13 protein-coding genes are annotated in these 13,390 nt (G+C 67.0%); 10 read left to right on the plus strand and 3 right to left on the minus strand.

The window, feature by feature from the left end; genetic code table 11:
- Nucleotides 1-61: 61 nt before the first annotated feature.
- On the minus strand, nucleotides 62-1,291 hold the full coding sequence (locus EV192_RS34180; protein ID WP_132122728.1) for an acyltransferase family protein: 1,230 nt from the start codon (nucleotides 1,289-1,291) through the stop codon (nucleotides 62-64).
- 986 nt (nucleotides 1,292-2,277) lie between these two features.
- Between EV192_RS34180 and EV192_RS34185 the strand changes: the two genes are divergently transcribed.
- The 8 genes from EV192_RS34185 (at nucleotide 2,278) to EV192_RS34220 (ending at nucleotide 9,266) form a co-directional block, all read left to right on the plus strand.
- Entirely contained in the window at nucleotides 2,278-2,754 is a 477-nt protein-coding gene (locus EV192_RS34185) for a methylated-DNA--[protein]-cysteine S-methyltransferase (RefSeq protein WP_207926359.1), read from the plus strand.
- Between the two features lie 42 nt (nucleotides 2,755-2,796).
- On the plus strand, nucleotides 2,797-3,291 hold the full coding sequence (locus EV192_RS34190) for an RNA polymerase sigma factor (RefSeq protein ID WP_132122730.1): 495 nt from the start codon (nucleotides 2,797-2,799) through the stop codon (nucleotides 3,289-3,291).
- Nucleotides 3,266-3,859, plus strand: coding sequence for a methylated-DNA--[protein]-cysteine S-methyltransferase (locus EV192_RS34195; RefSeq protein WP_132122731.1), 594 nt, complete (start codon nucleotides 3,266-3,268; stop codon nucleotides 3,857-3,859). Before EV192_RS34190 ends, EV192_RS34195 begins: the two co-directional genes overlap by 26 nt.
- A gap of 394 nt (nucleotides 3,860-4,253) precedes the next feature.
- Nucleotides 4,254-4,967, plus strand: a complete 714-nt coding sequence (locus tag EV192_RS34200) for a 2OG-Fe(II) oxygenase (protein WP_132122732.1) — start codon at nucleotides 4,254-4,256, stop codon at nucleotides 4,965-4,967.
- A gap of 87 nt (nucleotides 4,968-5,054) precedes the next feature.
- A complete protein-coding gene (locus EV192_RS34205; protein ID WP_132122733.1) occupies nucleotides 5,055-5,924 on the plus strand; it encodes a nucleotidyltransferase domain-containing protein in 870 nt (289 codons plus the stop codon).
- A gap of 423 nt (nucleotides 5,925-6,347) precedes the next feature.
- The gene (locus EV192_RS34210) at nucleotides 6,348-7,343 is read left to right on the plus strand and encodes a FecCD family ABC transporter permease (protein ID WP_243727250.1); all 996 of its coding nucleotides are present in this window, start codon (nucleotides 6,348-6,350) and stop codon (nucleotides 7,341-7,343) included.
- The gene (locus EV192_RS34215; protein WP_132122734.1) at nucleotides 7,340-8,338 is read left to right on the plus strand and encodes a FecCD family ABC transporter permease; all 999 of its coding nucleotides are present in this window, start codon (nucleotides 7,340-7,342) and stop codon (nucleotides 8,336-8,338) included. The genes EV192_RS34210 and EV192_RS34215 overlap by 4 nt, the downstream gene beginning before the upstream one ends.
- Before the next feature lie 13 nt (nucleotides 8,339-8,351).
- Entirely contained in the window at nucleotides 8,352-9,266 is a 915-nt protein-coding gene (locus EV192_RS34220) for an ABC transporter substrate-binding protein (RefSeq protein ID WP_132122735.1), read from the plus strand.
- A 7-nt stretch (nucleotides 9,267-9,273) separates the two neighbouring features.
- On the opposite strand, the gene EV192_RS34225 is transcribed toward EV192_RS34220, so the two are convergent.
- A complete protein-coding gene (locus EV192_RS34225) occupies nucleotides 9,274-10,749 on the minus strand; it encodes a glutamate-cysteine ligase family protein (protein WP_132122736.1) in 1,476 nt (491 codons plus the stop codon).
- Between the two features lie 153 nt (nucleotides 10,750-10,902).
- On the opposite strand from EV192_RS34225, the gene EV192_RS34230 reads away from it, so the two are divergent.
- Entirely contained in the window at nucleotides 10,903-11,349 is a 447-nt protein-coding gene (locus tag EV192_RS34230; RefSeq protein ID WP_132122737.1) for a L,D-transpeptidase, read from the plus strand.
- A gap of 212 nt (nucleotides 11,350-11,561) precedes the next feature.
- On the opposite strand, the gene EV192_RS34235 is transcribed toward EV192_RS34230, so the two are convergent.
- Nucleotides 11,562-12,650 carry an LLM class flavin-dependent oxidoreductase gene (locus tag EV192_RS34235; protein ID WP_132123009.1) on the minus strand — a complete coding sequence of 363 codons (1,089 nt, stop codon included), beginning with the start codon at nucleotides 12,648-12,650 and terminating at the stop codon, nucleotides 11,562-11,564.
- A gap of 220 nt (nucleotides 12,651-12,870) precedes the next feature.
- Between EV192_RS34235 and EV192_RS34240 the strand changes: the two genes are divergently transcribed.
- Complete coding sequence (locus tag EV192_RS34240) at nucleotides 12,871-13,383, plus strand: hypothetical protein (RefSeq protein ID WP_132122738.1); 513 nt, start codon at nucleotides 12,871-12,873, stop codon at nucleotides 13,381-13,383.
- Nucleotides 13,384-13,390: the final 7 nt, after the last annotated feature.

Raw genomic sequence — 13,390 nt, forward strand, 5'->3', positions numbered from 1 at the left:
CGACACCGAAGCGGGTCCGGCCCAACCCCCGGGCCCGCTTCACGTTGATCATCGGCGGCGGTCACTCCGCACCCTTGCCTTCGCCCACACCGACGGCGATCGGCTCGGCGGACGTCTGCTTGCCGGCCTCCGGGTGCTGGTGCCCGGGGATGGCGGCCGTGGGGGCCGGCCTCAGGTACTTGATCCTCATCTTGAGGAAGGGAACCTCGACGCCACTGTACGTGAGCATCGAGATGCCGATGACGACCGGCAAGACGTACAGCGCCGTGGTGATCATGGCGTCGTAGGCCGGTGGCAGGCCGGGAATGGTGATCCACGCCCCGCAGGACAACAGGATCCAGATCACCATGAAGTGGATCAGGTACATGGAGTAGCTGCGCTCGCCGAGCTTGGCGAAGAGTGTCGAGATCCGGCCCGTGGACTTGGATGTCGCGACGTAGGTGACGACCACGGCGGCCCAGCCGAGGCCCTCGACATCCACCCAGGCAAGGCGCCACGACGAGTCGGACATGAACCCGTGCACCTGGTTGAAGTACCACAGCGCGAAGATCACGGCGCCGACCGAGACGCCCAGCTTCCACCATCCGGCGAACTTGGTCCGGTGGTGGATGTAGAGCCAGGCCGCGATCATGCCCAGGAGGAACTGGTCGATGCGCCCCGTGATGTTGAGGTACATCATCTGCGTCATGTGCGGGTCCCCGGCGGTCGTGTACCGCACACCCCACGCGAGGCCGCGGATGACGATGATCGCCAGGAACAAACGCAGGAACGTGCCGATCCCCAGGCGACTGAGGATCCGGTTCAGGAGCGGGAATATGAGATAGAACTGCATCTCGACGCCGATCGCCCAGAACATGGTCGACACCGAGCCCAGATCGGCGGATCCTTGGTAGTTGCCGAATCCGGTGATCGTCTGCAGGAGGCTCAAGAACTGGAACGCCTGCGGCTGCGTCGCGTATCCCACCATGAGCAGAACCACGAACATCGGGTAGATCCGGAACAGGCGATTGGCCATGAAGCGCGGCCAGGAGACGTCCTGCCCGAGCGTGCCGACCGTGAAGATGAACCCGCTCAGCACCATGAACAACGCGACGGCCGTGTGTCCCTCGAACAGGACCGTCAGGATCGGGTTGTGGGAGTACAGCCAGTCCTGTCCGGGCTTGAACTCGATGTCCCCCCGGTGGATCCCCACGCTGAGCAACTGAGTTCCGTGATACGCGACGACCAGAACCGCGGCGAAGGCCCGCAGATGGTCCACCGACGCCATGTACCCCCGATTGCTGCTACGCATGCCAGAGCCCGCACCTTGGGCTACCGACGGTTAGAACTTCCGCCGGAAGCACAAGCCCGCGGACCGGGCGTGCGCGGAATCGAAACCCTGAAGGGGCGGCCGCCCGAAATAAGCTGTGCAAGACAGTCTCTCCCTGCAGACGGTCGATCAATTGAGCGGCGCCAGCGCCCATGGCGAACCCTCTCAGCGCGGGCCACAGCGGACCTGCTTGGACGCATGCTTCCATACCGGCGTGTACGTCACGGAGTCGACGTCACGTTTATCTGAGTTGTGCTCCAAGCATAGGGGCCCGGGTCCTGGACGACCCATGACAAACTTCCTGGCCACCCGGGCTAAACCTGACGATGGCGCTGCGCGTCGAGACCGTCGGGTTCGGCCCTGGCGAACCCTCATGGCCCAGGATCTCGCGGACCTGGCCGGGTTGGCATCGAGCAGGAGTGGGTGGACGCTGGCCTGCCCGGTCAGCGCGCCGTGTCTCCCGTTCCTGTACGCGCCTGCCACGCGGTTTTGTTGAGTGGCCCGCCGCTCCACCGGCCACTTGGTCCTGGGTCGGCGTTCATGCTGGTCCGTGACCAGCGTCGGTTTGCTGTCGGCGTGCCGCCGCACCATCGTCGCGGGTCGTGTGGCGGTCGCGTCTCGTGCGTTTCCGGACCCGCTCCGGTGCCAACGCACCCGCTGCCCATCGCCACCAGTCTTGCCTCCACGGAGCCGTAGCGGTACCCGATCTGCCGTCCGCCGCGGACTCGTCCCTCGTACCGCCATTGTCGCTGGGCGACCGGCCATTCCGCCCATCGTCCAAGGTCTGCCGTCCCACTCTCCGCGGGCTTGTGTGTCCCGCCAGCCGCCCGCCCTTGTAAGCGCACGCTTACCAGGCTCGACTTGCCCACTCGCGGCACCTCGGCGAAAGTCCTGACCAGCGCGACCTCACATTTTCGCGTCCCCGAACGTCTACCCAACGAAAGCTCCGAACCAGAAAGGTGCCAGCCATGCACACGATCGTCGACTCGCCACTCGGTGAGCTCACCGTGGTCGCCGACGGGACAGGCGCGCTCACCGGTCTGTACTTCGAAAAGCACCGTGGCAAACCGGCTTCGGTCGGCCCGTACACCGACTCTAGGTTCACCGAGGTCCGAAGGCAGCTTGGTGAGTACTTCGCCGGCGAGCGAACGCGGTTCTCGTTGCCCTTGGCCCGAGCCGGCGACCCGTTCGAGTTGAAGGTGTGGGAGCTGCTGGAGGCGATCCCATACGGCTCGACGAGGTCGTACGGTGACCTCGCGCGCGAGCTGGGCGACGTGTCTCTCGCGCAGGCTGTCGGGGCCGCGAACGGCAAGAATCCGCTGTGTGTGATCGTTCCCTGCCACCGCGTTGTGGGCGCCGATGGCAGGCTGGTGGGATACGCGGGTGGGCTGGTGCGCAAGCGCCAGTTACTTGATCTGGAGCAGTCCGACTCAAGGCTGTTCTGATCTCACGTTCCCCACCCCCCACACGTCTACGAGGTATGACCCTTGCAACCGTTCGAAGAAATCGTGACCGCGTACGGCCCCATGGTCCTACGTGTCTGCCGGGCCGTGGTCGGCCCGGTCGACGCGGAGGATGCCTGGTCGGAGACGTTCCTTGCCGCCTTAAAGGCGTATCCGGAGCAGCCACCCGACACGAATGTGGAGGCCTGGCTGGTCAGGATCGCGCACCGCAAGGCGATCGACCTCACCAGGGCGCGGGCGCGCCACCCGATCGCGGTGGAGTCCGTGCCCGAGCGTGGGATCAGCCCACCCGAACCGGATCCTGAACTGTGGGACGCACTGGCGGCGTTGCCTGAGAAACAACGCGCCGCCGTTGCCTACCACCATGTCGGCGGCCTGGCCTACAAGGATGTCGCCGCGATCCTCGGCGGCACCGCTGCGGCGGCCCGCCGTGCCGCGTCCGACGGGATCAGATCCCTGCGTCAGGCGCTGAATTTGAGAGAGGAGGACAACGATGAGCTCACCATTCGAAGCTCTTGACCAGGTGGACTCCGAGCTTGAGGCTCGGTTGCGGGCCAGGTTGATCGAGGTCGCGGAGGAGCAAGGAATCCTTGACCTCACCTACGAAACGGTCGAGACGCCACTGGGCGCCCTGCTGCTTGTCGCGACCCCGGAAGGCTTGGTGCGGGTCGCTTACGAACGGGAAGGCCACGAATCGGTCCTCGAACGGCTGGCGGACGCCGTGAGTCCGCGGATCTTGCACACCCCTCGGCGGCTGGACCGCGCCCGTCACCAGATCGACGAATACTTCGCCGGCAAGCGCAGGCATTTCGAACTGGACTTGGACCTGCGACTCTCCAAGGGTTTCCGTCGTCTGGTCCTGGGCCGCTTACTGAACATCGAATATGGCTACACCAGGAGCTACGCCGAAGTGGCCGCGGACAGTGGAAGCCCTCGTGCGGTCCGAGCGGTGGGCACGGCCTGTGCGACCAACCCGCTTCCGGTCGTCCTGCCGTGCCACCGAGTGGTCCGCTCCGACGGAAAGCCCGGCGAGTACGTAGGAGGTCAGGAGGCCAAACAGAAACTCCTCGCCCTGGAGTCTCACTGACAGATGAGAACGCGCTTAGCCGACTGCCGTCCGACTTGAATGAGCTGTCCGTCCAGGTTGTGTCAGGCATCCCAACCGAGGGCAGAATACCGTGGATCCGAGTGTCGCCGGTCGACGGCGCGAGTACACGGTGATAGGGACGTGCTGTCAGGGACCGGTTGCTGACTGGCAGTCGTGATCGGACATCTGACGTGGTCCAGGCAGCGCGGGGCGCCTAGGCCGTGCCCGAGGCCCGACCGCGACAGCCGGGCTGGATGCGGTCGCTGACACCACCGCCGGAACACCCGAATCAACCCAGTATGAGGCGTTCCCGCGGCGACGCCAGGAACCGCCCCGCTGGAGCCAGGTTTCGGGCTGTTCCTAGTACACCAACAAAGTCTTTCTTGGAGACCTGATGAGTGATCAGTTCGCCCGACGTGTCGCTGCCGCTGACTGGGCGGCCGTCGCCGATGAGGTCGATGGCCATGGGTGCGCTCTGCTGCCGCAGTTGCTCACTCCGGCGGAGTCGGCCCAGATCGCCGACCTGTATGACGACGTTTCGCACTTCCGGGCCACCATCGACATGGCGCGATATCGGTTCGGCGAGGGGGAGTACCGGTACTTCTCCGCTCCTTTCCCTGAGCCGGTTGAGCGGCTGCGGCAGGCGCTTTACCCTCGGTTGCTGCCGATCGCGCAGGACTGGTGGCGTCGGTTGGGGCGGGATCCGGAGTGGCCGGACACTTTGGACGAATGGCTCGACGTCTGCCACACGGCCGGACAGACCCGGCCGACACCGATTCTGTTGCGATACCACGAGGGCGACTGGAACGCTCTGCATCGCGACCTGTACGGCGACAAGGTCTTCCCTTTACAGGTCGTGATCAACCTGAACGATCCCGGGGTCGACCACACCGGCGGCGAGTTCTTACTTGTGGAGCAACGTCCCCGGGCCCAGTCGCGGGGCACATCGACCCTCATCCCGCAGGGCCACGGCCTGGTCTTCACCACTCGGGACCGTCCGGTCAAGTCCGTCCGTGGCTGGTCGGCCGCGCCTGTGCGCCATGGTGTGTCGACGATCCGATCCGGCCGCCGCCACACCCTCGGCCTGGTCTTCCACGACGCAACCTGAAACGTACGGATCTCAATCGCCCTGTCAACACACTGTTCCAACCTCGCCGAAGGTGTTGACGCCCGGTCACAGCACTAGGCTCGCCGGATGCTTGATCGAATCGTCAGTCGATACCTGGCTGTCGCCGACCGGTTGCTGCCGGGTCGGGTCACCGGCTTCTACCTGGTGGGTTCGGCCGCTTTGGGCGCGTGGCGGGTGGATCGAAGCGATGTCGACTTCGTGGTTGTGGTCGACGGGCAGGTTGACGTCCGCAGGCTTCGGCTACTGCACGGATGGGGGAATGTCTCGACCGCGGCGCGTTCGCTGGCCCATGGCCGGTTCGACATCCCGGGAACGATGAACGGTGTCTTCGTGGCCAGTGAGGACATGAGAAGGCCGGTGACCGAGATCCGGCCCCTGGCGTCGCACAGCGGGCGCTCGTTCAAGGTGGGCAGCGGCTTTGACGTGAACCCCGTGATGTGGAAGGTGTTGCTGGAGAAAGGAATGACAGTTCGAGGCCCGGCACCCGACAAACTCGGACTCGACCCGGAACCCACCCGGCTCCGCGAGTGGAACCTCGATCAGTTGCACAACCACTGGCGTGTGTTCGCGGAGAAGTGCATGTCCGATTCGCCGCCGCGCAAGCCGTTCGTCCCGCCGACAAAGGTGGCGGCCGCCCGCCTGTTCGGGCCGCCACGACTGCACCACACGATCGCGACAGGCAACATCCTCACCAAGGAGGAGGCCATCGAGTACGCAATGGACACATTCGGCCCACGCTGGCATCCACTCCTCAAGCTGGCGCTGACCGAGCGAACGACTCGAACCGGACTGGCCGGCCGGGCTGGGCGAACTGGCCTGAGCAGGTGGACTGGCCTGGGTGCGTGGACTGCGTGGGGCAGTCGGGAGCTCACCGAGGTGCCGCGGTTGGTGGGGGAGTTCATGTTGGCGGTCATTGCTGACGCTGATCGGCTGTGACCGTTGCGAGTGGGGGACTCTCATGAGTTCATTGCTCGCAGCCGACCGCTACCAGTCGGTCGACCCGTCTTGCCCACCAAGATGGTGCGTGGTTGGCGTTTCATGGCCACCTGCCAAGCTGGGTTGAGCACGGTGATGTGCCGGGCCAGCTTGGTGGTTCTTGAGTACGTTGAGGTCTGCCACGACGGGTGCCGCCATGGCTGGCTTCGGGTCGGCGTCCACCAGGACGAAGCGCCCGCACGGCGGGTGGGCACCGCGAATGCCCTCCCGAAACCAACGGTGTGTCGTCTTCGGGCGCCCCTGCTCTAACGGGCCGTTCCCTCGTCGAGCAGTAGTCGACACCCCCGGGCGTCGCGGGTGGTATACCGAGATGCTTAGACTTCGGGTCACTTAGGTTTGGCTTTCCTAACAGTGAGGGTGACCGTGTCTGAGCGGCGGCGGCGGGTGGTGGTGCTGGTTGGTGCCTGCGTCGTGCTGGGTGTCACGGCCGTGCTCAGCTTGGCTGTCGGCAATTTGGGCATTCCGGTCAGGGATGTCTGGCAGGCGGTGTTCCGTCCGGATGACTCCGCGCACAGCCTGATTGTCCGCACTCAGCGGGTGCCCAGGACGGTTTTGGGGATCGTCGCGGGCGCCGCTCTGGGGGCCGCTGGGGTGCTCATGCAGAGCTTGACCCGCAATCCGCTGGCTGACCCGCGGGTGATGGGGGTCAGTTCGGGCGCTTCGTTGGGCGTGGTCGTCGCGATCACCGTGGTTGGGGTCGACACGCTGCCCGGGTATGTGTGGTTCGGCATCGGCGGGGCGTTGGCCAGCGGGTTCCTGGTGTACGTGCTGGCGGCACGGACGGGCCGCAGTCCGGTCACGCTCGCGCTGGTGGGGGCGGCGCTGAACGCGTCGTTCGGGGCGGTCGTGATCGCGATCCTGACGGTGGACGCGCAGACGTTCGACCAGTACCGGTTCTGGGTGATCGGGTCCCTGGTCGGCCGTCCCGCCGGGGTGACCGGCCAGGTTCTGCCGTTCATCGTGGTCGGGCTGGTGCTTGCGGTGGTGTCGGCGCGGGGGCTCGACGCTTTGGCCCTGGGTGATGACGTGGCCGTCGGGCTGGGCGGTCGGGTGGCCGCGACCAGGTTCACGGCGGCCGCTGGGGCGGTGCTGCTCACTGGGGCCGCGGTATCCGCTACCGGGCCGATCGGGTTCGTCGGGTTGGCCGTCCCGCACTTCGCGCGGGCACTCGTCGGCAGTGACCACCGGTGGTTGCTGGCGGTCAGTGTGCCGTTGGGGGCCGCGTTCCTGCTGGCGTCGGACGTGATCGGGCGGGTCGTGATCCTGCCGGACGAGGTCAGGGCCGGGGTCATCACCGCTGTCGTCGGCGCGCCGATCCTGCTTGTGCTGGTGCGGCGGCCCAAGCTGGTGCTGGCATGACGCGGCTTGTGGTCCGGCCGGCGCCGGCCATCTCGTTCACGCTGCACAAACGCGCGATCTGGACCGGGCTGGCGCTCCTTGTCGCCCTGGCGTTGGCGGCGATGGCCGCGTTGTGCATCGGGTCGACGTTCGTTCAGCCAGGTGGCGTGCTCAGGGCGCTGGTCGACGTCCCCACCTGGGCGGACAAGGTCGTCGAGTTGCGCACGCCACGGACCGTGCTGGCGATAGTGGTCGGCGCCGCGCTTGGCCTGGCAGGCGCGCTGCTGCAGGGCGTGAGCCGCAACCCGCTGGCCAGCCCGGACGTGGTCGGTGTGTCCCAGGGTGCGGGGCTCGCCGCGAGCGTCGTGATCGTGTCCGGCGCGCCGATCGCGGTCCTGCCTCCGATGGCCCTTCTCGGTGGGCTCGGCGCCGCCGCGGTGGTTCTGGCGTTCGGCCGGGGGAACCGGTTCGTGCTCGCGGGCATCGCGGTCGCGGTGGCGCTCAAAGCCGTCACGGAGATCGTGATCGTCGGCGCCGCGCCGATCGATGGGCAACGCGCGCAGATCTGGCTCGTCGGCACACTCGCCGGCTGGGGCTACAAAGAAGCGACCGTTGTCATGATCGTGATCGTCGCGTTGACACCGATCCTGCTATGGGCCGGGCGAGCGCTCGACACGTCCGCGTTGTCCGACGACGTCGCCAAGGCGATCGGGGTACGCGTCGGCGCGCGCAGGCTCGTCCTGGCAGTCGCGGGGGTGCTGCTGGCCGCGTTCGCCACAGCTCAGGTTGGGGCCGTCGACTTCGTCGCGCTCGCCGCGCCGCAGATCGCCCAGCAGTTGGCGAAAACTGAGCGCCCACCGTTGTTCTGCGCGGCAGTCACCGGCGCCGTTCTGACTGTTGTCGCGGACACCGCGGCGCGGACCGTGTTCGCACCCACCCAACTTCCGGTCGGTGTGCTGACCGCCGCCCTCGGCGGGCCGTACCTGATCTGGCTGCTCGTGCGCCGCAAGCGTTGAGGAAAGGAACACCATGCGGAAGATCGCGACAATGCTGGCCGCTGTGCTCGCTCTGAGCGCCTGCGGCACAGGCACCACACCGCCCGGCGGCGAAGCGGCCGGCGGCCCCACCCGGACCGTCAAGCACGCGATGGGCGAGACCAAGGTCCCGGACAAACCGCAGCGCGTCGTGGTCCTCGACACCGACAAGCTCGACACCCTGGCGTCGCTCGGGCTCAAACCGGTGGGCGCGGCGGCCCCGGCGGAGAAGATGCAGTTCCCGGCGTACCTGGGCGTCACCGACCTCAAGGCGGTGGGCACCTTGCAGGAGCCGGATCTGGACGCCATCCGGGCCCTCAAGCCCGACCTGATCCTCGGCTCGAAGTTCCGCCAGGAGAAGTTCTACGACGAACTGTCCACCATCGCGCCGACCGTGTTCACCGAGCTCGTCGGCATCACCTGGAAGGAGAACTTCCTGCTCGACGCCGACGCGCTCGGCAGGAAGGCCGAAGCCCAGGCGCTGCTGGACAAGTACACCGCGCGGGCGGCCGGGCTGAAGCGCACCAGCCAGAAGGTGTCCGTGGTCCGCTTCACGCCCGACGAGATCCGGGTGTACGGCCCGGACTCGTTCTGCGGGATCGTGCTGAAGGACGCGGGAGTGCCCCGGACGGACCGCCAGTTGCTGGCCGACAAGAAGGACAAGCGGTTCGACAAGGTCAGCCCGGAACGCGTCCAGGAGGTCGACGGCGATGTCATCTTCGTGGCCGCCTTCGGCGACAAGGCCGCCCAGCGCCAGGCCGAGGTCACCGCCGGTCCGTTGTGGACCAAGCTGTCCGCGGTCGCGGCCGGCCGGGTGTACACCGTGAACGACGAGATCTGGATGACCGGCATCGGCGTCACCGCGGCCAACAAGATCCTCGACGACCTCACCGCCCGCCTGGCGGCGTGACCCCCGGTCAGTCCGCCCAGGTGTGGACGGGGTCGTTGGAGTGCATGTGGTCGACGTACCGGGCGAGCATCGCCCGGAGGGCGTCGTGGCGGTCGAGGTTGTGGTCGTGTTCGAACCGCGCGACCTGGGTCACCTGCCAGGCGGATCCGTTCCGGCCGGTCAGGCAGCGCTGTTCGATCACGCCCAGTAGGCGGTCCCGCTCGGCCGGGGTGACGCCCCAGCGGTCCAGGCCTTCGTGGGCCAGCGGGAGCAGGCGGCGCAGCACCAGCTCGGCCGCGGGCACGAAGCCGAGGCCGGGCCAGTAGATCTGGGCTTCCATGCCGTTGCGGGCGCCGCTGTGGAAGTTCTCCTCGGCCGCGCTGAACGACATCTGGGACCAGAGTGGACGGTCGGCTTCGGCCAGCATCCGGACCGTACCGAAGTAGAACGCCGCGTTGGCCAAGGTGTCCACCACGGTCGGGCCGGCCGGCAGCACCCGGTTCTCCACGCGCAGGTGCGGGCGGCCGTCGACGACGTCGTACACCGGCCGGTTCCAGCGGTAGATCGTGCCGTTGTGCAGGCGGAGTTCGCCCAGCGCCGGGGTATCACCGCGGGCCAGGACCTCGAAGGGGTCCTCGTCGTCCAGGATCGGCAGTAACGCGGGGTACAGCCGGACGTTCTCCTCGAACAGGTCGAACACGCTGGTGATCCACTGTTCGCCGAACCACACCCGGGGCCGCACACCCTGCGCTTTCAGTTCCTCCGGCCGGGTGTCCGTGGCCTGCTCGAACAGGGGAACCCGGGTCTCCTGCCACAGGTGCTTGCCGAACAGGAACGGCGAGTTCGCCGCCAACGCCAGTTGCACCCCGGCGATCGACTGGGCCGCGTTCCAGTAGGCCGCGAACTGGGACGGGCTGACCTGCAGGTGCAGTTGGGCGCTCGTGCACGCGCTCTCCGGGGCGATCGAGTCGCACGTGGTGTGCAGGCGCTCCACGCCGTCGATCGCGATGTGCAGGTCCTCGCCCCTGGCCGCGAAGATCTGGTCGTTGAGCAGGGCGTACCTGGGGTTGTCGGACAGCGCCTCACGGGTCACGTCGGCGGCCCGGAGGGTCGGCAGGATGCCCACCATCACCATGTGGGCGCCTTGCTGGCGGGCTTTGCCCTCGGCCGCGTTCAGGCTGGCCCGGACCTGGTCCTCGAACTGGGTGATGCCGCCGTCGGCCAGGCGCCGGGGCTGCACGTTGATCTCGATGTTGAACTGGCCGAGTTCGGTCACGAAGTCCGGGTCCGCGATCGCGCTGAGCACCGCCACGTTCCGCATGGCCGGCTCGGTCCTGGCGTTGACCAGGTTCAACTCGATCTCCAGCCCGGTCATCGGGCGTTCGAAGTCGAACCGCGACTCCTGCAGCATCTTGGCGAACGCGTCCAGGCAACGGCGGACCTTGTGCCGGTACCGGGTCCTGTCCTCGCGGGTGAATGTCCGCCGCTCGACGTCCTGGCCCATCCGGCACCGCCCTTTCGCCCGGGGTTTCATCCTCCAACAGGGGTGCCACGTGCGGCTAGTCCGGCACGGTTTGCGAGGGCGAATGTCGGGTAGTCCAATGAGCAGTGGAGGACTGACCAACCCGTGGTAGTACGAGGAAGGCAGGAGTTTCCTATGCGAGTACGACGGCTTGTGCTGGCCGCGATCGCGCCACTGGCCCTGTTCGCTGGGACGGCGTTGCTGCTGCCCGCGACCGCCGAGGCGGCCCAGGCGACACCGTGCGGGCCGGCGGCGAAGGCGTGCCTGAGCCTGTCCGGCCACCAGGCGTGGCTGATGGACAACGGCAACGTCCTCTACGGCCCGGTGCCGGTGACCACGGGCAAGAGGGGCTTCGAGACGCCGCCGGGCACCTTCCACGTGACGTTCAAGGACCGCAACCACCGCAGCAGGGAGTTCCACAACGCGCCCATGCCGTTCTCGGTCTTCTTCAACGGCGGGATGGCGTTCCACCAAGGCAGCCTGCGAGCCCAGTCGCACGGCTGCGTGCACCTGTCGCGGGCCGCCGCGCAGGCGTTCTTCAACACGCTGCGGGTCGGTGACGTCGTCCAAGTCGTGCGGTGACATGACAACGAGCCTGGCCGGCCTCGAAAGGCCGGCCAGGATTGTCGGTGGTGTGCCGTAGTGTTTGTTTTGGGGGACCCCCTCCGGGTTACCTCCGTCGCGGCGTGGGTGCCGTTGTTGTGTGTTGGCCCGGCTGTGTTGGGTCGGCGGTTTGGGCCGGGCGGCGTCGGTGCCGGAGCGGGTGTGCCTGCCCGGGTGATTGGCAGGCGCTGTCAGGCGACGGTGGCTGTGTCCCGTTGGGCGAGCAGGCTCTGGTGGGTCGGCGCGTCGGGCACCGCCGCCGGCCGGTCCTTCGCGAATTCCTTGCGCAGCACCGGGATGACGTGTTCGCCCAGCAGGTCGATCTGGTCGAGAACCGTCTTGCGTGGCAGGCCGGCGTGGTCGACCAGGAACATCTGTCGCTGGTAGTCACCGAAGTGCTCGCGGAACTTCAGGGTCCGCTCGATCACCTGGTCGGGGGTGCCCACGGTCAGCGGTGTCTCGGCCATGAAGTCCTCCAACGACGGGCCGTGTCCGTAGACGGGCGCGTTGTCGAAGTACGGCCGGAACTCGTTCACCGCGTCCTGCGAGTTCTTGCGCATGAACACGTGCCCGCCGAGGCCGACGATCGCCTGGTCCGCGGTGCCGTGGCCGTAGTACTCGAACCGTTCCCGGTACAGGCCGATCAGCCGCATGTAGTGCTCCTTCGGCCAGAAGATGTTGTTGGCGAAGAAGCCGTCGCCGTAGTACGCGGCCTGTTCGGCGATCTCCGGGCTGCGGATCGAGCCGTGCCACACGAACGGCGGCACCCCGTCCAGCGGCCGCGGCGTGGACGTGAAACCGTTCAGCGGGGTGCGGAACCGGCCTTCCCAGTCCACCACGTCCTTGCGCCACAGTTCGTGCAGCAACGAGTAGTTCTCGATGGCGAGGCTGATGCCCTGCCGGATGTCCTTGCCGAACCACGGGTACACCGGGCCGGTGTTGCCGCGGCCGAGCATCACGTCGACGCGGCCGTCGGCGAGGTGCTGCAGCATGGCGAAGTCCTCGGCGATCTTCACCGGGTCGTTGGTCGTGATCAGCGTGGTCGCGGTCGACAGGATCAGCTTGTCGGTCTTCGCCGCGACGTAGCCGAGCATGGTGGTCGGCGACGACGGCACGAACGGCGGGTTGTGGTGCTCGCCGGTCGCGAACACGTCCATGCCCACCTCCTCGGTGTGCACGGCGATCTCGACCATCTGCTTGATCCGCTCGTGCTCGCTCAGCGTCCGGCCGGTGGTCGGATCCTGGGTGACGTCACCCACGCTGAAGATCCCGAACTGCACCGTTCTCACCCTCTCACCACGAAGTAGTTGAACACTCAACCTTCGTAACCGCCGACCGTCCAGGGGTATTCCCCGAGAAAGAAACGATCCGTGATAGTCACTAAAGTTGACTATATGGACCACGGGTTCGGACATGCAACGCCAGGTGGGACATAACACAGGTTTTGGTTCGGCGTGAAAGGTCTGGGCCGGTCCGAACGGCCGTGGCTACCTTGGCCCGATGAGACTCTCTCGACTCGTTCCAGCGCTGGTGTTCGCCCTGGTCGCGGCCCTTCCGGCGACCGCGGACGCGGCCCAGTTCAAGCCCGAGCCGTGGCGGCCGTTCCATTCCACCCCGGTGACCCTGCCCGGCGGCCTGTACTGCGCCTTCGACCTGAACCTGGACATCGTCGCGGACGACGAGCAGATCCGCGTCGACTCGCGCTACCCGGACGGGACCGTGCACGTCAACGAGTACCGGGGCAAGCTCATCGTCAACTTCGTCGGGAACGGCAAGTCGGCCGAACGCGACCTGTCCGGCACCGGGTGGGAGGAGCTGTACCCGGACGGCGTGAACCGCAAGTCGTTCACCGTGGTGGGGCCGTTCGGCGCCCGGTTCAAGACCGGTGACGACTATCCGCAGGGGTACTACCGGTTCGACGGGTTCACGGTGATCACGTTCGACCCGGACGGCCGCCGGCACGTGCCCGTCCATGTCGGATCCCGTGAGGACATGTGTCACACGCTGAGCTGACCGAACG

Origin of the sequence: Actinocrispum wychmicini, assembly GCF_004345645.1 — a bacterium.
Classification (GTDB): domain Bacteria; phylum Actinomycetota; class Actinomycetes; order Mycobacteriales; family Pseudonocardiaceae; genus Kibdelosporangium; species Kibdelosporangium wychmicini.

Coding starts and splice junctions, on each gene's coding strand:
- EV192_RS34185 (WP_207926359.1), top strand. CDS start 2,278: ATGCACACGATCGTCGACTCGCCACTCGGTGAGCTCACCGTGGTCGCC.
- EV192_RS34215 (WP_132122734.1), top strand. CDS start 7,340: ATGACGCGGCTTGTGGTCCGGCCGGCGCCGGCCATCTCGTTCACGCTG.
- EV192_RS34220 (WP_132122735.1), top strand. CDS start 8,352: ATGCGGAAGATCGCGACAATGCTGGCCGCTGTGCTCGCTCTGAGCGCC.
- EV192_RS34195 (WP_132122731.1), top strand. CDS start 3,266: ATGAGCTCACCATTCGAAGCTCTTGACCAGGTGGACTCCGAGCTTGAG.
- EV192_RS34240 (WP_132122738.1), top strand. CDS start 12,871: ATGAGACTCTCTCGACTCGTTCCAGCGCTGGTGTTCGCCCTGGTCGCG.
- EV192_RS34200 (WP_132122732.1), top strand. CDS start 4,254: ATGAGTGATCAGTTCGCCCGACGTGTCGCTGCCGCTGACTGGGCGGCC.
- EV192_RS34180 (WP_132122728.1), bottom strand. CDS start 1,291: ATGCGTAGCAGCAATCGGGGGTACATGGCGTCGGTGGACCATCTGCGG.
- EV192_RS34225 (WP_132122736.1), bottom strand. CDS start 10,749: ATGGGCCAGGACGTCGAGCGGCGGACATTCACCCGCGAGGACAGGACC.
- EV192_RS34230 (WP_132122737.1), top strand. CDS start 10,903: ATGCGAGTACGACGGCTTGTGCTGGCCGCGATCGCGCCACTGGCCCTG.
- EV192_RS34205 (WP_132122733.1), top strand. CDS start 5,055: ATGCTTGATCGAATCGTCAGTCGATACCTGGCTGTCGCCGACCGGTTG.